Raw genomic sequence first — 17718 nt, 5'->3', positions numbered from 1 at the left:
GGTGACGGTGCCGACCACCGTGCGCGCGGACGGACGCTAACCGACCACGCGGTCCGGTGGTCATAGTTCGTTGCTCTCGCTAACCCAGTGCCATGTGACATACTACTGAGGTGGCGGTGGACGTGCTGGTGATCGGCGCCGGGATGGTCGGCGCCGCCTGCGCGTACCACTGCGCCGCCGCCGGGCTGCGGGTCACCGTGCTGGACCGCGGCGGCGTCGCGACGGGCACCACCAGCGGCGGCGAGGGCAACATCCTGGTCTCCGACAAGGAACCCGGGCCCGAACTGGACCTCGCGCTGCTGTCCGTGCGGCGGTGGCGAATCCTGGGGGAGCGGATCGGCGCGGACCGGCTCGAACTGGAGCACAAGGGCGGCGTCGTCGTCGCCAGGTCGGCCCCGGCGCTGGCCGGGCTCGCGGACCTCACCGGGCGGCAGCGCGCGTGCGGCGTCGACGCCGTGGACGTGACCGCGGGCGACCTGCCCGCCCTGGAACCCAACCTCACCCGCGACGTGACCGGCGGCGCGCACTACCCGCAGGACATGCAGGTCCAGCCCATGCTCGCCGCTGCGGCACTGCTGCGTGCCGCACGCGACCTCGGCGCGACCGTCCACACCGGCACCGAGGTGCGCGGGTTCCTGTTCGGCCGGGACGGCGCGGTCACCGGTGTCCGCGCCGGCTCCGGGGACCGCGCCGCCGGATGGGTCGTCAACGCCGCCGGAACCTGGGGCGGCGAGGTCGCCGACCTCGCCGGGGCGCCGTTGCCGGTACTGCCCAGGAAGGGGTTCGTGCTGGTCACCGAGCCGCTGCCGAGGGTCATCCGGCACAAGGTGTACACCGCCGACTACGTGGCAGGCGTCGCCAGCGACGACGCCGGGCTCGAGACCTCGGTCGTGGTCGAGGGCACGCGCGCCGGGACCGTCCTCATCGGAGCGAGCCGGGAACGGGTCGGGTTCGACCGGCGCATGTCGCTGCCGGTGATCCGCGAACTCGCCGCCCAGGCCATCGGGTTGTTCCCGTTCCTCGCCGACGTGACACTGCTGCGGACCTACCTCGGGTTCCGGCCGTACTGCCCGGACCACCTGCCGGTGATCGGCCCCGACCCGCGCGTGCCGGGCCTGGTCCACGCGTGCGGCCACGAAGGCGCCGGCATCGGCCTGTCCGCCGCGACCGGGCACCTCATCGCTCAGACCCTGACCGGCGCCACACCGGACCTCGACCTGGCGCCGTTCCGGCCGGAGAGGTTCGCGGCATGACCACGTTCTCCTTCGACGGCGAAGAGGTCACGGCGGAGCCCGGGCAGAGTGTCGGTGCCGCCCTGCTCGCGGCCGGGTACCGCTCGTGGCGGACCACCCGGCACGGCGGTGCGCCCCGCGGCCTGTTCTGCGGCATCGGTGTCTGCTTCGACTGCCTGGTCGTCGTCAACGGGCGCCCCGGTCTGCGGGCCTGCCTGACCGAGGTCCGCGACGGTGACGTGGTGTCGTCCCAGGAGGGGGCCGGTCGTGACCACCTCGCCTGCTGACATCGCCGTGATCGGGGCCGGTCCTGCCGGGCTCGCGGCGGCCGCCGCCGCGCGCGGTCGCGGTGCGCGGGTCGCGCTCCTCGACTCCGCCGGTCGGCCAGGAGGGCAGTACTGGCGGCACCGGGACGGGCACAACCCGATCCCCGCGTCCCTGCGGCAGGACATCCTGGCCGGTCACGCGGTCTGGCACGTCGAAGTGGAAGCAGACGGTTTCGTCCTCCACACCACCGCCGGTGAGGTCCGCGCCCGCACCGTGATCGTCGCGACCGGCGCGTACGACCGGCAGCTCCCGTTCCCCGGCTGGACCCTGCCCGGCGTGTTCACCGCGGGCGGCGCGCAGGCGATGCTCAAGGGCCACGGCGTGCCCGTCGGGGACCGGGTCGTCGTCGCCGGTACCGGGCCCTTCCTGCTGCCCGTCGCCGCCGCGCTCCGCCACCGTGTCACCGGCGTTTTCGAAGCCGGCTCCCCTCTCGGGTTCGCCCGCCACCCCCTGGCCGTGGCCCGCAACCCCGGCAAGCTCGTCGAAGGCGCCCGGTACCTCAGGGCACTGCACGGGCACCGGATCCCGTTCCACACCAGGACCGCAGTGGTCGCCGCGCACGGTGACGACCGGGTGCACGCTGTCACCGTCGCCCGGCTCGACCGGAACCGGCGGCCCGTGTCCGAGCGGGAGATCGAGTGCGACGCGGTCGCGGTCGGGTACGGGTTCACCCCGCAGCTGGAGCTGCCGCTCCAGCTCGGGTGCGACACCCGGCTCGACGCCGACGGCAGCCTCGTCGCCACGGCTGACGAGTGGCAGCGCGCCTCGGTGCCCGGTGTCTACCTGGCCGGTGAGGTGTGCGGGGTCGGTGGCGCTCAACTGTCCGTCGTGGAGGGTGCGATCGCCGGGGCACACGCCGCCGGGGCGCGCCCCCGGCGGTCGCTGCTGCGGAAGCGGGCCGCGCTGCGGGCGTTCGCGGCCGCCATGCACGACACCTACCGGGTCGGCGCCGGCCGGCCGGCCGACGACACGATCGTGTGCCGCTGCGAGGAGGTCACGGTGCGGGAGGTCCGGGAGTCCGTCGTGGACCTCGGCGCCACCGATCCGCGCGGTGTCAAGCTGCTCGCCCGGCCGGGGATGGGGCTCTGCCAGGGGCGGGTGTGCGGGTACGCGACCGCGTGTCTGGTCGCGGAGGCGTGTGGGCGGCCGGTGACCGCGGCCGATCTGCGTGGGCTGGCGGCGCGGCCCATCGCGGCGCCGGTGACTCTCGGGAATCTCGCGGAAGGTGTGGAGGACGCATGAGCAAGCCCTGGCACGGAGTTCTGGTGGCGACCGCGCTGCCGATGACCGACCGAGGGGAGGTCGACTTCGACCGTTTCGCCGAGCACGTGGCGTGGCTGGCCGCCAACGGGTGCCACGGTGTCACGCCCAACGGGTCGCTGGGGGAGTACCCGACGCTGACCGTCGAGGAGCGTGCCAGGGTGGTGCGCACGGCGGTCGAGGCCGCACCCGACGGGTTCACGGTGATGCCCGGCACCGGCGCGTACGGTTCGGCCGAGTCGCGGCGGTGGGCCGAGCAGGCGGCCGAAGCCGGGTGTCCCGCGGTGATGTCGTTGCCGCCCAACGCCTACCGTGGCGACGAGCGCGCCGTGCTCGCGCACTACCGCGAGGTCGCCAAGGCCGGCGTGCCCGTCGTCGCGTACAACAACCCGATCGACACCAAGATCGACCTCGTGCCCGAGTTGCTCGCGGAGCTGTACCAGGAAGGGTTGATCGTCGGGGTCAAGGAGTTCACCGGGGACGTGCGGCGGCCCTACCGGATCGCTGAGCTGGCACCCGGACTTGACGTGCTGTGCGGCGCGGACGATGTCGCCCTCGAACTGGCCGTCGCGGGGTCGCCGGGGTGGATCGCCGGGTTCCCCAACTCGCTGCCGAAGTCCACCGTCGAGTTCTGGCAGGCGGCCGCCGAGAGCGACCTCGCCACCGCGCTGCCGCTCTACCGGGTGCTGCACCCGTTGCTGCGATGGGATTCCCGGGTCGAGTTCGTGCAGGCGATCAAGCTGAGCATGGACATCGTGGGGCGCTACGGAGGCCCGTGCCGCCAGCCGAGGGTGCCGTTGACCCCCGAACACGAGGCGGCGGTGCGGCAGGCGACGGAGCGCGCACTGGCCGAGGGACTGTCCTGATGCGTGCGAAACGTGTCTTCCACGCGGTCGACTCGCACACCGAGGGGATGCCGACCCGGGTGATCACCGGTGGGGTCGGGGTGATTCCCGGGGACACGATGTCCGCGCGGCGCGAGTACTTCATGGCGCACCTCGACCACGTCCGGCAGTTGCTGATGTACGAGCCGCGTGGACACTCCGCGATGAGCGGCGCGATCCTGCAGCCGCCCGCCCGCGAGGACGCCGACTGGGGCGTGGTGTTCATCGAGGTGTCCGGGTGCCTGCCGATGTGCGGGCACGGCACCATCGGAGTCGCGACCGTGCTGGTGGAGACCGGGATGGTGCCCGTTGCCGAGCCGGTCACCACCGTCCGGCTCGACACCCCGGCCGGGTTGGTCGTGGCCGACGTGGCGGTGTCCGACGGGGTCGCGCGGTCGGTGACCATCCGCAACGTGCCGTCGTTCTCGGTGGGGCTGGACCGTGAGGTCCCCGTGCCCGGGTTCGGCCCGGTGCGCTACGACATGGCGTTCGGCGGGAACTTCTACGCCATCCTCGGGGTGGAGCAGCTCGGGCTGCCGTTCTCCCGGGAGGAGGGGCCACGGTTGCTCGCCGCCGGACTGTCCATCATGGACGCCATCAACTCCTCTGATCGACCCGTGCACCCGGTGGACCCTTCGATCGCCGGGTGCCACCACGTCTACCTCGCCGCGCCCGGCTCCGACGCCCGGCATTCCCGGCACGCCATGGCCATTCATCCCGGGTGGTTCGACCGGTCACCCTGCGGGACCGGGACCAGCGCCCGGATGGCGCAGCTGCACGCTCGTGGTGAGCTGCCACTGGACACCGAGTTCCGCAACGAGTCGTTCATCGGCACGCGTTTCACCGGGCGGCTCGTCGCTTCGACGTCGGTCGGCGACGTGCCCGCCGTGGTGCCCGAGATCACCGGACGGGCGTGGATCACCGGTACCGCGCAGTACTTCCTCGATCCCGACGACCCATTTCCCCAGGGGTTCCAGTTGTGACTGATTCCTTTGCCGCGCTGGGTGTTCGGCGGAACCTGCGGGAGGAGATCACGCAGACCCTGCGGGCCGCGGTGATCTCCGGCGAGTTGCGGCCCGGGGTGGTGTACTCGGCGCCCAGCCTGGCCGCCCAGTTCGGGGTGTCCGCCACCCCGGTCCGGGAGGCGATGCTGGACCTGGCGAGTGAGGGACTCGTGGATTCGGTGCGGAACAAGGGGTTCCGGGTCACCTCGGTCTCGTCGAAGGACCTCGACGAGCTGAGTGAGCTGCGGGCGTTGATCGAGGTGCCCACCGTTGCCCGGATCACCGCTGCCGGGGTCGCCCCGTCGGTGCTCGAGTCGTTGCGTCCCCTCGCCGCGACCATCGAGGAGGCCGCCGCGGCGGGGGACCTCATCACTCACGTCGCCGCCGACATGGAGTTCCACCTTCGGTTGCTCGCCGTGGGCGGCAACTCCCACCTGGTGGAGACGGTGCGGTCGCTGCGGTCCCGGTCGCGGATCTACGGGCTGCGGAAGCTGGCCGACCAGGGGGAGCTGGTGCCTTCCGCCCGTGAACACGCGGCGCTGCTGGACCTCATCGAGGCTGGTGACGTCGACGGGGCGGAACGGTTGATGGATCGCCACATCCGGCATGTGCGGGGCATCTGGGCAGAGTGAGCCGAGGGCCCCTGCCCGCGCCGGACGGACAGGGCCCCGGATGGCCCGCGGGTCGATCCCCTACGTCGTGGGCTTGCTGCCCCTGGGGCGCTCGTCGAGGGCCGCTGCTTCTTCCGGCGTCGGGGCGCTGCCGCCCAGGTGCGCCGGGAGCCAGAACTCCTTCGTGGCCGGCTTCTCCGGGTAGTCGGCCTGTGCCTGGTCCAGCAGGGCGCTCATCCGCTCGCGGAGGTCGGCTGTCAGTGCCTCCAGGTCGTCGTCCTTGCCCGGGTGGAACGGGTCGCCCGCCCGGATCAGGACGGGGACGTGCCGCTGCGTGAGGTTCTTCGGCCTGCCCTTGGTCCACAGGCGCTGGCTGCCCCACACCGTCATCGGGATGACCGGGACGCCTGCCTCCTCGGCCATGCGGACCGCGCCCGTCTTGATCGGCTTCACCGTGAACGACCTGCTGATCGTCGCCTCCGGGAAGACACCGACGACCTCGCCCGCCCTGAGCTTCGCGACCGCCTCCTGGTACGAGGCCTGGCCCGCCGCCCGGTCCACCGAGATGTGGCGCATGCCACGCATCAGCGGGCCCGCGATCCGGTTGCGGAAGATCTGCTCCTTCGCCATGAACCTGGTCTTGCGGCCCGAGGGCAGGCCGGCCAGGCCACAGAAGATGAAGTCCAGGTAGCTGACGTGCGTGCAGGCGAGCACGGCCCCGCCGGACGCCGGGATGTGCTCTGCGCCACGCACGTCCAGCTTCAGGTCCAGGACCCGGAACATGGTCTTGCAGGCGGCGATCACCGGCGGGTAGACAAGCTCCACTGTGCCCCATTTCCACACGTGTCCGTTTTGGGGGGAACGATCGAGCCACCCGACCGGTTCCGGTTTCGCCTGGGTACGGTGCTCAAGGTCACGGAGGAGAGGGAGCAGCGCGTGAGTCTCGCCATCATCAACGCGGCGGTGTTCGACGGGGAGTCGGCCGAGCTGGTCGACGGGCCGGTGCTCGTCGAAGACGGCCGCATCTCGGCCATCGGCGGGTCCGGCGCGGCCGACCGGGTGCTCGACGCCCGTGGCGGGACCGTCCTACCCGGACTGATCGACGCGCACTGCCACGCCTACGGCGTCTCGCTCGACCTGCTCTCCATCGAGGGCGCCCCGCTCAGCTACCTCGCGCTCACCGGGGCCCGGCGGCTGAAGGCCGCGTTGGCGCGCGGGTTCACCACCGTCCGCGACGTCGCCGGTGGAGACCCCGGCATCGCGCGGGCCATCGCCGAGGGCACGATCCCCGCACCCCGCTACCTCTACACCGGCGCCGCCCTCAGCCAGACCGGCGGACACGGGGACGCACGCGGAGTCGACAGTGACGTGTGCGGCTGCCACGTCCACATGGTCGAGGTCGTCGACGGTGTCGACGCCGTGCGGGCCGCCGCCCGCGACCGGTTCCGGCGCGGTGCCCACGCGATCAAGATGATGACCTCCGGCGGGGTGATGTCGCTCGCCGACCCGATCCGGATCCCCCAGTACTCGGCCGAGGAGATCCGCGCCGTCACCGACGAGGCGGCCAGGCGCGGCAGCTACGTCGCCGCCCACGCCTACTCGGCCGAGGCGATCCGGCACTCCGTCGAGAACGGCGTCCGCTCGATCGAGCACGGCAACCTCATGGACGCCGAGACCGCCGCCCTCATGGCCTCCCGCGGCGCCTTCCTCGTGCCCACCCTCGCCACCTACGACGCGATCTCCCGGCGCGGCGCGGACAACGGGCTCGCCCCCGTCAGCCAGGAGAAGAACCTCGAGGTGCTCCACGCGGGCGCCAACGCCATCGAGCTGGCCCGCGCCGCCGGAGTCGCGATCGGCTTCGGCACCGACCTGATGGGCGACCTCGACGACGAGCAGCTCAACGGCCTGCGCCTGCAGTCCGAGATCGACGGGGTGCTGAACGCGCTGCGCTCGGCCACGTCCGTCAACGCCGACCTCATCGGCAGGCCCGACCTCGGCCGCGTCCAGGTCGGCGCCGTCGCCGACCTGGTGATCGTCGACGGCGACCCGTTCACCGAGCCCGCCGTGCTGTGGGGGCCGCGCCGGACCGTCGTCCAGGCCGGGGTCGTGGTCGGTGAGTGACGCGGGCATGCGGTACGTGGCGATCGGGGACAGCTTCACCGAGGGCGTCGGCGACGACCTGCCCGACGGTAGTTCACGGGGCTGGGCCGACCTGGTGGCGTCCGGGCTCGCGAGTGCGACCGGCGAGACCGTGCACTACGCCAACCTCGCCGTCCGCGGCAGGCTGATCGAACCCATCGCCACCACCCAGCTGGACACGGCGCTCGCCATGACGCCGCCGCCGACGCTGCTCTCGTTCAACGGCGGCGGCAACGACATGATGCGCGCCGGTATCGACCTGGACCGGCTCGTGCGGCTCACCGAGCGCGTCGTCCAGCGCTGCGCCGACGCCGGTGTGCGGCTGGTCCTGCTCAGCGGCGCCGACCCGTCCGCCCGGCTGCCGTTCGGCCACATGATCCACCGCCGAGGCACCGAGCTGACCGTGGCCGTCGCCGAGCTGGCCGCCCGCCACGACCTGGTGTTCGTCGACATGTTCAACGACCAGGAGATCCGCGGACCCGGCTACTGGTCCGCGGACCGCCTGCACCTGGGCGGTGACGGCCACCGCCGCGTCGCGTCCCGGGTGCTCGCCGCCCTCGGGTACCCGGTCACCGCACACGCCGTGGCGCCATCGCCGAACGGCCGCCGCGGCGTGCTCGCCGAGGCCCGCTACTACCGCGAGCACGTGCTCCCGTGGCTGAACCGCCGGATCCGCGGCCGCTCCTCCGGCGACGACCGCGCGGGCAAGCACCCGGCATGGGTGCCCGTCGACGCGACGGTCGGGCTCACTCCGCCGCGAAGCCCAGATACATCACCGCCGGGTCCCGCGGGTTGAACGAGATCGACTCGATGCCGTCGTGGCCGTTGTGCTGGACCGACAGCGAGTCGCGGCGCGCGTCGAACCGGAACAGGTCCGTGCCGTAGTTCGCGAACGACGTGCCGAACACGAAGTACAGGACACCGGCGTCGGCCGGGTGCGGCGCCAGCAGCGCACCGTTGACCAGCGTGACCTCGCCCGGCACGTGGTCGACCGCGACGTCGAACGTGCGGCCGCCGTCCGTTGACCGGTAGATGTGCCTGCCCTCCGACGGCACGTGCGCGTCGTTCTCCGCCTGGTTGATGCCCTGCGCCCACACCACGAACGGGTTCGCCGGCGACACCGCGACCGAGAACGCGTTCACCCGCTCACCCGGTTTGCCGAGCGTCGCCCGCGTCCACAGCCGGCCACCGAGCCAGGTCGTGTAGACGCCCTCACCCATCGTGCCGACCGCGATGTGGTTCAGGTTCGCGGGGTCGATCGCCGCGCTGTACACCCACAGGTCGGCCGCGGGAGGCTGACCCGTCGTGTGGAACGAGGCGCCGGCGTCGTAGGAGTCGCGGACCGTGCCGTCACCCAGCACCACTTGGCGTGCCCCCGGACGCGGAGAGCGTCTACCGCGTTCTCCTGCGTAACCCCAGGCAGACCGTCACCGAGCTGGCGGCCACCGCGGGCCGCGGCCCCCGCTCGATCCGCGCCGCGACGAGCACCCTGGAGTCACTCGGTCTGGTCAGCAGGCTCCCCGGCCGGCCCGCCCGCCTCGTCGCCACCCCGCCGGACACCGCCGTCGACCTGCTCGTGGCCCGCCGCGAAACCGAGGTCGCCGCCATCCGCCGCGCCGCGGCGGCACTCGCGTCGGAGCTGCCCGCCGAGCACCGGCCGGAGGACCAGCTGCGCATCGTGTTCGGCAAGGAGGCGGTCGCGGCGCAGTTCCTCCAGCTGCAGCAGGCCGCCACCGCGGAGCTGCGGGTGCTCGACCGGCCGCCGTACGCGCAGGACCCGCAACAGCCCAACTCGGCCGAGCACACCTTGTTGTCGCGCGGGGTGCGGGTGCGCGGCATCTACGCACCGGAGGCACTCGAGGTGCCGGGCGCACTCGCGCTGCTGCACGAGGCGATGGTGAGCGGTGAGGAGGCGCGGCTCTACGCGGACGTGCCGCTCAAACTCGCGATCGCCGACCACACCACGGCGATCCTCCCGTTCACCGGCCAGACCAGCGGCATGATCGACAGCGCCCTCGTGGTCTACGCACCCACACTGCTCGACGCCCTCGTGAAGCTGTTCGACCTGCTGTGGCAGGTGGCCGAACCCGTGCTGCCACCGACGGGTGACGGCCAGGACGACCGGCTGCTGTCGTTGCTGTCCGCGGGGTTGAAGGACGAGGCCATCGCCCGCCAGCTCGGCATCAGCCTGCGCACCGTGCACCGCCGCACCAGCGAACTGTCCGCGTCACTGGGCGCCAGAACCCGTTTCCAGGCAGGCGTTCTCGCCGAACGACGAGGCCTCGTTCCCGGGCGGGTCACCGGGTGATCGTCTGCGTCAGCAGATCCCGCAGTGTGTCCGGGGGTTCCAGGCCAAGTTCGTCCAGCAGGACGCGGCGGCACTGGTCGAACTGGTGCTGGGCCTCCGCGCGGTTGCCCGCCGCCAGGTGGGCGTCGATCAACACGCGGTGCGCGCTTTCCCGCAACGGCTCGGCCTGCACGGCCGCCAGGCCCGCCGCGACGGCCTCGCCGTGGCGGCCGACCACGGTGAGCCTGCGGGCCATCGCCTCCAGGGCGTACAGCCGGAGCTGGTGGTACTGCTCCTGTTCCAGCAGCACCCACTCGTTTTCGGACCATTCCGGCAGAAGGTCCGCGGACAGGTGTTCCCGCGTCTGACGGGTCAGGATGTCCTCGCACGCCGAAAACTTGTCCAGCAGCCGGTGCGCGCAGGTGATCGCGTGGTGGATGTCGACGTGGATGTCCGTCGCCAGGGCCATTTCCTGCGTCGACGCGTTGATGATGCCCGGTTCCGTGCGCAGCGCGCGCCACAGCGAGGACCGGAGGTTGGCGTTGGCGCGCGTCGTCGTGGCCTCCGGCCACAGCGTGCGCGCCACGTTGTGCCGTGAAAGGCGCTTTCACGGCATACCAGCCCCATCCCGGTACGGCGTCACGTCGTCTTGGCCGGACCGCTGTAGGCCCCGGCAAACGTCGGTGGACACGGCACTAAGTGGTGGAGCAGCGGATCCCGTTGAGGGTGAACGATGTCGGCTGCACGTCCGGGCCCTGGTAGGAGCCGACGAAACCCGCCGTCGTCGACGCGCCGGGGGCCAGGAGGCGGTTGCCGTCCACGTTCGTCGCCGTGACCGTGGTGCCCGACTGTGACCAGGTCGCGTTCCAGCCGCTGTCCGCGTGTTGCCACGTGGTGGGCCAGGTGAACGTGAGCGTCCACGAGTCGATCGGCCGCGTGCCCGTGTTCGTGATGGCCACGTCCGCCACGAAACCGTTGCCCCAGTTGGTGGTCTCGGCATACCTGACCTGGCACGTGGACGTCGCCGGGCTCGTGGTCTGGAACGTCAGCGGGGGAGAGGCCCACGACACGCGGCCCGCGCCGTCCCTCGCCACCACGTTGACCGTGTAGCGCGTGCTGGGTGTCAGGTTGCGGGCGGTGAACGTCGTGCCCGTGGTCTCGCCCCACGCCTCGCTGGTCGTGCCGAACTGGCGGTGTACCTCGTACTTCACGCCCGGGGTCGTCGCGGGCCACGTCAGGGTCGCCGAGCGGTCGGTCACCGCCGTGGCCACCGGACGGCCCGGGGTCGTTGGCAGTGTCGACGGTGCGGACGGGCGCAGCAGCAGCGTCGTCAGGGAGTACGGCGGGAGGGTCACCGCGTCCGCCGCCCCCTGGGTCGTCGTGATGGCGGTCGCGCCGTTGCCGTACGTCAGCACCTGGGCCGCCGCCGCGGGGGAGTAACCCGCGTAGTCCAGCTCGACCGTCTTCTCCGTGTCCTCACCGCGGTTGAGCAGCAGCACCGCGAGGCCGCCGTCGGTGCGGCGGGCCGCGTGGGCCACCACCTGCGGGTCCGACGTGCTCGCGCCGACCAGCTGGTCACCGGGCCGTGCGAAGCGGGACAGCATCGACAACGCGTGGTACGGCGCGAACGGGGTGTTCATCGCGGGCTGGCACACGGTGCCGTCCGCGGTGCAGCCGCCGCTGGAGAGCAGGCCGAAGTCGTGGAAGTCGGGTTGGCCCGCGATCGTGGACGCGCGCTCGACTCCATTGTGGACGTTCCACCAGTCCACCGTGAACACGCCGTTCGCCATCAGGGTCGCGTACGCGTCGGCCGCGAACAGGGCACCCGGCTGGGTGTTGCGGCCGTACGGGGTGTTCAGCTCCGTCATCGCGATGCCGATGTCCCTGCCCGCGAACCTGCGCGCCTGCTCGCGCACCAGCCGGACCTGGTCGGCAATCCGGTCGGTCTTCGGCAGCACCTCGGGACCGGACTCGCCCGTCGGGTACCAGTGCACGATGCCGTAGTCGATCTCCGGGCCCGCGATCGACAGCACGACCTGGTTCCACGGCCCCGCGTCACCCTCGGCGGTGATGCCGTCCGGCCACTCGCCCGGCGTGGTGAGCACCGCGCCCACCTTGATCGTCGGGTCGACCGCCTTCATCGCCCGCGCGTAGTCGCGCACCAGCGCCGCGTACTGCGCCGGGCTCTTGTCGGGGTGGTCGTCGGCCTCCCACGCCGCGCCGTAGTGCCCGTTGCCGTACAGCTCGTTGCCGATCTCCCAGTACCGGACGCCGTACCCCTTCTCGACGTTCGCGTACCGCACCCAGTCCGCCGCCTCCTGCGGCGTGCCGGTGCCGTAGTTCGCCGTCACGATCGCCTTCGCACCCGTGCGCCGCACGCCCGCCATGAAGTGGTCGAAGTCGGTGTTCGGTGCGACGTACCCACCCGGCGCCGTGTGGTCGCGCCAGTGGTAGATGTCGGAGTAGGAACCACCCGGGTACCGCATGGCCCCCACGCCAGCGTCCCGCATCAGGTCCGCGACCTCCGGGGTGCCGAGCTGCGCGTCCCAGATCGCGTGGTTCACCCCGATGGCCAGCTCGTCGACCTTCTCCAGGCCGGCCCCGGCGTTCACCACCACCGTCACGTCGGCGTCCGCCGCGGCGACGGGCGGACCCGCCATCGGCACGGCGGCGAGAACGAACACCGACAACGCGGCAGAGCGGAATCGTCTCATGGTTCGTCCTCGTCGACAGCGGTCTCTGGGAGCGCTCCCAGGCTCCGGTAGTTCCGGTGTTTTGTCAACGGGCGCACGCGGTCCTGATCATCGGGGGCTGGGCCGAACAGGTGGCGGTGACCGACAGTGCTGATGCACGGTGGTGGACCAGTGGGGCGGCCAGGCGTGGAAGCGACCGTCACGCAGAGCGGTGCGGCGGTGACCGCGCGGAACGCCGGCTGGCACGGTGCGCCGGCACCGGGCGCGTCGGCCACCTTCGGCTTCCTGGCGAGCTGGTCGGGCACCAACCCGCGACCGCGACCTGCGTGGCCGCCCGAGGAGTGCGCTACCTTGGCCCGCATGGGGCGGGAGGAACCGGACTGGCACAGGTGGCGGCGGCCCGGGCCCACACCGGCCCAGCAGCGGCTCGACATCGGGATCGCGGCCGCGGTGCTGGTCGGCGCGCTGGGCATGACCGTGCTCATCAACAGCATGGGCGCGTTCATCTTCGGCGCCGCCCCCGGACTCTCCGAGCAGCTGATCTGGAGCGTGGCGCTGCCGGTGCCGCTCGTCTGGCGGCGCCGGTACCCGTTCGCCGTGCTGGTCGTGGTCTCCGTGTTGTTCATCGCCGCGCAGGTCCGGCAGATCGGCGACAACCTCATCCCGTCGATCGTGCTGTTCCTCGCGATCTACACCGAGGGCGCGTGGGAGCGGAACCGGACGATCGCGAGCTGGTCGCGCATCGGCGTGATCGTCGTGATGTTCGGCTGGATGGTGGTCTCCATGATCCTGTCGCTGCCGTGGCCGGACTCGACGGAGTTCACCGATGCGGCGGGGCCGCTCGACCCGATGTTCGCGTCGATCCTGTACGGCTTCGTGTTCAACGTGATGTTCTTCGCCGCCGCGTACTGGTTCGGCAACCTCGCGTGGCTCTCCGCGCGCAGGCGGGCCGAGCTCGAATGGCGGGCCGAAGAGCTGCGCGCGTCGCAGGAGCAGAACACCCGCGGCGCGATCATCGCCGAACGCGTGCGGATCGCCCGCGACCTGCACGACGTGGTCGCCCACCACGTGTCGGTGATGGGTGTGCAGGCCGGTGCGGCGCGACGGGCCCTCGACAAGGACGCCGGCCTCGCCCGCACCGCGCTGCGGACGGTCGAGCAGACCGCCAGGACCGCCATCGGCGAGCTGCGCGGCCTGCTCGGGGTGCTGCGTGCCGAGGACAGCGAGCAGGAGGACACGACCTCGCCAGGACTGGACCGGCTGCCTGAGCTGGTGTCCTCGGCCCGGTCGGCGGGTCTCGAGGTCCGGCACGGCGTGTACGGCGAGCCGAGGCCGGTGCCGGAAGGGGTGGCGGTGTCGGCCTACCGGGTCGTGCAGGAGGCGCTGACCAACGTGGTCAAGCACGCGGGTGCGCGCACCGCCGAGGTCCGCGTCCGCTACCTCGACAGCACACTGGAGGTCGAGGTCACCGACGACGGCCGAGGTGCGGCGAACCGGCCCGACGGCAACGGTTTCGGGCTCGCGGGCATGCGGGAGCGGGTCGCGGTCCACGGAGGTGAGCTGGAGGCCGGACCGCGCAGGGACGTCGGCTACCGGGTCCGCGCGAGCCTGCCGGTGGGCGCGCGACCGGCCACAGAGGACGGTGTGACGTGACCTTGCGGGTGCTGCTCGCCGACGACCAGGACCTCGTCCGCGCGGGGTTCCGGGTCATCCTCGGGATGGAGGACGACCTCGAGGTCGCGGGCGAGGCGGGCGACGGGCTCGCCGCGGTGGAGCTGGCCACCCGGCTGCACCCGGACGTGGTGCTGATGGACGTGCAGATGCCGGGCGTCGACGGCCTGGAGGCCACTCGCCGCATCCTCGCCACCGTGGACACCAAAGTCGTCATCCTCACCACGTTCGACAGCGAGGACTACCTGTTCGAGGCGCTGCGGGCCGGGGCGAGCGGGTTCCTGCTCAAGAACGCCTCACCGGAGGACCTGGTCGACGCGGTCCGCGTCGTCGCACGCGGCGACGGGCTGTTGTCGCCCGAGGTCACGCGCCGCGTCATCGCACGGTTCTCGACGGCCGCCCCGCCCGTCCGGGCGCACCGGCCACCGGAGCTGACCGACCGCGAGTTCGAGGTGCTGGTCCAGCTCGCCCGGGGCGCGAGCAACGCCGAGATCGCCGCCGAGCTGTACCTGGGGGAGGCGACCGTGAAGACGCACGTGTCGCGGGTGCTGGCCAAGCTCGGTCTGCGGGACCGCACGCACGCCGTCGTCTTCGCGTACGAACGCGGCATCGTCGCGCCGGGCGGGGCCGAGCCCTTCGCGTAGTCCGCGCGGGGGACCCGGCGGTCGGTCGTGCGCCGGACGCGCGGCAGGGGGTCGGTTCCCTAGCGTTGTGGCATGTTGAAGGTGACGACCATCAGCCGGAGCTTCGGCGACCACCGCGTGCTCGACCGGGTGTCGTTCGACGTTCGTCCCGGTCGGATGACCGGGTTCCTCGGCGCGAACGGGTCCGGCAAGACCACGACGATGCGGATCATCCTCGGGGTGCTCGCGCCGCAGGGCGGGTCGGTGACGTGGAACGGGGCGCCGGTGACGCAGCCGGTGCGGCAGCGGTTCGGCTACATGCCGGAGGAACGCGGGCTGTACCCGAAGATGAAGGTGGCCGAGCAGATCGTCTGGCTCGCCCGGCTGCACGGGCTGACCGAGGAGCAGGCGAACACGAACACGAGCCGCCTGCTGGAGCAGCTGGAGCTGACCGCACGCGCGGACGACAAGCTGGAGGCGCTCTCGCTCGGCAACCAGCAGCGCGTGCAGGTGGCCGCCGCGCTGGTGCACGAGCCGGACGCGCTGATCCTGGACGAACCCTTCTCCGGCTTGGACCCGATCGCCGTCGAGACCGTGCTGGCGGTGCTGCGTGAGCGGGCCGCCGCCGGGGTGCCGGTGCTGTTCTCGAGCCATCAGCTCGCGGTCGTCGAACGCCTCTGCGACGACGTGGTGATCCTCTCCGGCGGCACGATCGCCGCCGCGGGAGCGCGGGACGAGCTGCGCGCGCAGTACGGGTCGGCGCGGTTCCAGCTGGTCGTCGGCGCCGACGCCGGCTGGCTGCGGGACCACCCCGGCGTGCGGATCGTCGACCTCGACGGACCCCGCGTGGTGTTCGACCTGACCGACACGAACGGCGGCCGCGTCGACCAGCAGGTGCTGGCCGCGGCGCTGCGGCGGGGCGAGGTCCGCAGCTTCGCCCCGGTCGTGCCGTCCCTCGACGAGATCTTCAAGGAGGTCATCTGATGGCGAGCAGCTCGTTCTCGTCGGCGACGCGGCTGGTCGCCGAGCGGGAGATCAAGGCGACCCTCGGCACCAAGGGGTTCTGGATCGGCCTGGGGGTCATCGTGGCCGGGATCTTCGCGTTCTCGATCCTGCCCACGGTGTTCGGCAACGGCCCCGACAAGGTCGCCGCCGTCGGTCCGGAGGTGTCGCGGGTGCTGGCGGGCGCCGACCTCGAGGTCCGCGAGGTCGCCGACGTCGCGGCCGCCGAGGAGCTCGTCCGGTCCGAGGAGGTCGACGCGGCGATCGTGCCGGACGACTCCGGCGACTCGCCGGGCGGCGTGCGGGTGGTGGCTCTCGACAACGCACCCGACGACATCGTCGCGCAGCTGTCCGTCGCGCCGCCAGTGGACCTGCTCGACCCCGCGGCGGTCGGGCAGGGGGAGCGGCAGGTCGTGATCATGGTGTTCGCCGTGCTGTTCCTCATGTTCGGCGTCGGCGGCATCGCGATCGCGCAGAGCACGGTCACCGAGAAGCAGACGAGGATCGTGGAGATCCTCGTCGCGACGATCCCCGTGCGGGCACTGCTCGCAGGCAAGATCGTCGGGCACGCGCTGCTGACACTCGGCCAGGTGGTGGTGGTCGCGGTGGCCACGCCGATCGCGCTCGGCATCGGCGGCCAGGCCGAGCTGCTGAAAGTCATGGCGCCCGCGCTGGGGTGGTTCGTGCCGTTCCTGTGCCTGGGTTTCGTGTTGCTGGCCGCGATGTGGGCGGTCACGGGTTCGCTCGTGAGCAGGCAGGAGGACCTCGGGTCCACGACCGGCGTGGTGATGATGCTGGTGATGGGCCCGTACTTCGCGGTGATGTTCTTCTCCGACAACGCGACCGTGATGACCGTGCTGTCCTATGTGCCCTTCTCGGCGGCGATCGCGATGCCCGTCCGGTTGTTCGCGAACGAGGCGCAGGTGTGGGAACCGTTGGCGGCACTGGGTTTGCTCGCCGCGTCGGTCGTGCTGATCGTCCTGCTGGCGAGCCGGGTGTACTCGGGTTCGCTGCTGCAGACCGGCACCAGGGTGAGGCTGACGAAGGCCTGGGCACACGCCGACTGACCGGCCGCGTGCCATCATCGCGGCATGACGACACGTGCGCTGGTCCTCGGTGGTGGCGGGCTCGCAGGCATCGCATGGGAGGCGGGTCTGCTCGCCGGGTTCGCGGACGCCGGGGTCGACGTGGCGGGTGCGGACTTCGTGCTCGGCACGTCGGCCGGGTCGGTCGTCGCGACACAGCTCGCGACCGGCGTGCCCGTGTCCGACATGCTCGCCAGGCAGGTCGACCCGGCGCGGCAGAACCGGGAGATCGCGCCCTCCGGCTCGTCCCACCTGGCGCTGTGGGAGGAGCTGACCGCCGCGACCGAGGAGCCCGCCGACCCGGCCGAGCTGCGGCGGCAGCAGGGCAGGCTCGCGCTCGCCGCCGACACCGTGCCCGAACCGGAACGGCTGGCCGTGATCGCCGCCCGGCTGCCCGTGCACGACTGGCCCGTGCGGCCGCTCGCCGTGGTCGCCGTCGACGCGATCACCGGCGAGCCGGTCGTGTTCGACCGGGCGTCCGGGGTGGGCCTGGTCGACGCCGTCGCCGCCAGCTGCGCGGTGCCGGGCGTGTGGCCACCGGTCACGATCGGCGGCGGCCGGTACGTCGACGGCGGGGTCCGGTCGCTCAACAACGTCGACCTGGCCGCCGGGTACGACCGGGTCCTGGTCGTGGCGCCGGTCGCGGACCCGTCGACCGGGCCGCAGGTCGCCATGCTGACCGCGCGCGGCGCGCACGTCGAGGTGGTCGTGCCGGACGAGCGGGCCGCCGCGATCTTCGCCGGTGACCCGCTCGACCCGGCCGTCCGCACCCCGGCCGCGCGAGCCGGTCTCGCGCAGGCCCCGGCCGCCGCGGCCGCGGCGGTCCGCTGGTGGGGCTCAACCCCTGCCGAAGGTGGCCCGCGCGCCCGGCCGGGGACGGCCCCGCGTGGACGGTGAACC

Annotated in this window: 18 protein-coding genes; 14 read left to right on the top strand and 4 right to left on the bottom strand. The window is 72.3% G+C overall.

Annotated features, from left to right (window positions below):
• Positions 1–110 precede the first annotated feature (110 nt).
• The 6 genes from FHR82_RS35615 to FHR82_RS35590 are packed head-to-tail and all read left to right on the top strand — an operon-like array spanning position 111 to position 5339.
• Complete coding sequence (locus FHR82_RS35615) at positions 111–1253, top strand: NAD(P)/FAD-dependent oxidoreductase (RefSeq protein WP_311771432.1); 1143 nt, start codon at positions 111–113, stop codon at positions 1251–1253.
• Positions 1250–1519 (top strand): (2Fe-2S)-binding protein, encoded by a 270-nt coding sequence (locus FHR82_RS35610; protein WP_184814994.1) that lies wholly within the window; start codon positions 1250–1252, stop codon positions 1517–1519. Before FHR82_RS35615 ends, FHR82_RS35610 begins: the two co-directional genes overlap by 4 nt.
• On the top strand, positions 1500–2801 hold the full coding sequence (locus FHR82_RS47750; protein WP_311771431.1) for an FAD/NAD(P)-dependent oxidoreductase: 1302 nt from the start codon (positions 1500–1502) through the stop codon (positions 2799–2801). The genes FHR82_RS35610 and FHR82_RS47750 overlap by 20 nt, the downstream gene beginning before the upstream one ends.
• Positions 2798–3685, top strand: a complete 888-nt coding sequence (locus tag FHR82_RS35600) for a dihydrodipicolinate synthase family protein (protein ID WP_184814993.1) — start codon at positions 2798–2800, stop codon at positions 3683–3685. The genes FHR82_RS47750 and FHR82_RS35600 overlap by 4 nt, the downstream gene beginning before the upstream one ends.
• Positions 3685–4686, top strand: a complete 1002-nt coding sequence (locus tag FHR82_RS35595; RefSeq protein WP_184814992.1) for a proline racemase family protein — start codon at positions 3685–3687, stop codon at positions 4684–4686. Before FHR82_RS35600 ends, FHR82_RS35595 begins: the two co-directional genes overlap by 1 nt.
• Positions 4683–5339 (top strand): GntR family transcriptional regulator, encoded by a 657-nt coding sequence (locus FHR82_RS35590; RefSeq protein ID WP_184814991.1) that lies wholly within the window; start codon positions 4683–4685, stop codon positions 5337–5339. The genes FHR82_RS35595 and FHR82_RS35590 overlap by 4 nt, the downstream gene beginning before the upstream one ends.
• Positions 5340–5399: 60 nt before the next feature.
• Here FHR82_RS35590 and FHR82_RS35585 read toward each other — a convergent pair whose 3' ends face one another.
• Positions 5400–6101: a lysophospholipid acyltransferase family protein gene (locus FHR82_RS35585; RefSeq protein WP_184815102.1), complete on the bottom strand. Its 702-nt coding sequence runs from the start codon at positions 6099–6101 to the stop codon at positions 5400–5402.
• A gap of 153 nt (positions 6102–6254) precedes the next feature.
• Here FHR82_RS35585 and FHR82_RS35580 point away from each other — a divergent pair, with 153 nt between their 5' ends.
• Together FHR82_RS35580 and FHR82_RS35575 are read left to right on the top strand one after the other, a co-directional pair.
• Positions 6255–7439, top strand: coding sequence for a metal-dependent hydrolase family protein (locus FHR82_RS35580; RefSeq protein WP_184814990.1), 1185 nt, complete (start codon positions 6255–6257; stop codon positions 7437–7439).
• Positions 7432–8253, top strand: a complete 822-nt coding sequence (locus tag FHR82_RS35575) for an SGNH/GDSL hydrolase family protein (RefSeq protein ID WP_311771430.1) — start codon at positions 7432–7434, stop codon at positions 8251–8253. The genes FHR82_RS35580 and FHR82_RS35575 overlap by 8 nt, the downstream gene beginning before the upstream one ends.
• On the opposite strand, the gene FHR82_RS35570 is transcribed toward FHR82_RS35575, so the two are convergent.
• On the bottom strand, positions 8204–8821 hold the full coding sequence (locus FHR82_RS35570) for a WD40/YVTN/BNR-like repeat-containing protein (protein ID WP_184814989.1): 618 nt from the start codon (positions 8819–8821) through the stop codon (positions 8204–8206). The genes FHR82_RS35575 and FHR82_RS35570 overlap by 50 nt on opposite strands.
• A 5-nt stretch (positions 8822–8826) precedes the next feature.
• Between FHR82_RS35570 and FHR82_RS35565 the strand changes: the two genes are divergently transcribed.
• A complete protein-coding gene (locus FHR82_RS35565) occupies positions 8827–9765 on the top strand; it encodes a helix-turn-helix domain-containing protein (RefSeq protein ID WP_184814988.1) in 939 nt (312 codons plus the stop codon).
• On the opposite strand, the gene FHR82_RS35560 is transcribed toward FHR82_RS35565, so the two are convergent.
• Positions 9755–10330 carry an AfsR/SARP family transcriptional regulator gene (locus tag FHR82_RS35560; protein WP_184814987.1) on the bottom strand — a complete coding sequence of 192 codons (576 nt, stop codon included), beginning with the start codon at positions 10328–10330 and terminating at the stop codon, positions 9755–9757. The genes FHR82_RS35565 and FHR82_RS35560 overlap by 11 nt on opposite strands.
• A 109-nt stretch (positions 10331–10439) precedes the next feature.
• A complete protein-coding gene (locus tag FHR82_RS35555) occupies positions 10440–12458 on the bottom strand; it encodes a cellulose binding domain-containing protein (RefSeq protein ID WP_184814986.1) in 2019 nt (672 codons plus the stop codon).
• Positions 12459–12623: 165 nt separating this feature from the next.
• On the opposite strand from FHR82_RS35555, the gene FHR82_RS47745 reads away from it, so the two are divergent.
• From FHR82_RS47745 to FHR82_RS35525, 5 genes are all read left to right on the top strand, one after another.
• Positions 12624–14090, top strand: coding sequence for a histidine kinase (locus FHR82_RS47745; protein ID WP_311771429.1), 1467 nt, complete (start codon positions 12624–12626; stop codon positions 14088–14090).
• Positions 14087–14752: a response regulator gene (locus FHR82_RS35540; RefSeq protein WP_184814985.1), complete on the top strand. Its 666-nt coding sequence runs from the start codon at positions 14087–14089 to the stop codon at positions 14750–14752. The genes FHR82_RS47745 and FHR82_RS35540 overlap by 4 nt, the downstream gene beginning before the upstream one ends.
• A gap of 72 nt (positions 14753–14824) precedes the next feature.
• Positions 14825–15715 (top strand): ABC transporter ATP-binding protein, encoded by an 891-nt coding sequence (locus FHR82_RS35535; protein ID WP_184814984.1) that lies wholly within the window; start codon positions 14825–14827, stop codon positions 15713–15715.
• Positions 15715–16800, top strand: coding sequence for an ABC transporter permease (locus FHR82_RS35530; protein ID WP_184814983.1), 1086 nt, complete (start codon positions 15715–15717; stop codon positions 16798–16800). The genes FHR82_RS35535 and FHR82_RS35530 overlap by 1 nt, the downstream gene beginning before the upstream one ends.
• 24 nt (positions 16801–16824) lie before the next feature.
• Entirely contained in the window at positions 16825–17715 is an 891-nt protein-coding gene (locus FHR82_RS35525) for a patatin-like phospholipase family protein (protein WP_184814982.1), read from the top strand.
• Positions 17716–17718: the final 3 nt, after the last annotated feature.

The organism is Actinophytocola algeriensis (assembly GCF_014203735.1).
Taxonomy (GTDB): Bacteria; Actinomycetota; Actinomycetes; order Mycobacteriales; family Pseudonocardiaceae; genus Actinophytocola; species Actinophytocola algeriensis.
Note: the sequence above shows the minus strand (reverse complement) of the source record. Positions and strands in the feature narration are given on the sequence as shown.

Excerpts from the sequence above, each read along its gene's own strand:
- FHR82_RS35610 (WP_184814994.1), top strand. The coding sequence starts at position 1,250 with ATGACCACGTTCTCCTTCGACGGCGAAGAGGTCACGGCGGAGCCCGGG.
- FHR82_RS35600 (WP_184814993.1), top strand. The coding sequence starts at position 2,798 with ATGAGCAAGCCCTGGCACGGAGTTCTGGTGGCGACCGCGCTGCCGATG.
- FHR82_RS35595 (WP_184814992.1), top strand. The coding sequence starts at position 3,685 with ATGCGTGCGAAACGTGTCTTCCACGCGGTCGACTCGCACACCGAGGGG.
- FHR82_RS35585 (WP_184815102.1), bottom strand. The coding sequence starts at position 6,101 with ATGTTCCGGGTCCTGGACCTGAAGCTGGACGTGCGTGGCGCAGAGCAC.
- FHR82_RS35555 (WP_184814986.1), bottom strand. The coding sequence starts at position 12,458 with ATGAGACGATTCCGCTCTGCCGCGTTGTCGGTGTTCGTTCTCGCCGCC.
- FHR82_RS35535 (WP_184814984.1), top strand. The coding sequence starts at position 14,825 with ATGTTGAAGGTGACGACCATCAGCCGGAGCTTCGGCGACCACCGCGTG.
- FHR82_RS35530 (WP_184814983.1), top strand. The coding sequence starts at position 15,715 with ATGGCGAGCAGCTCGTTCTCGTCGGCGACGCGGCTGGTCGCCGAGCGG.
- FHR82_RS35525 (WP_184814982.1), top strand. The coding sequence starts at position 16,825 with ATGACGACACGTGCGCTGGTCCTCGGTGGTGGCGGGCTCGCAGGCATC.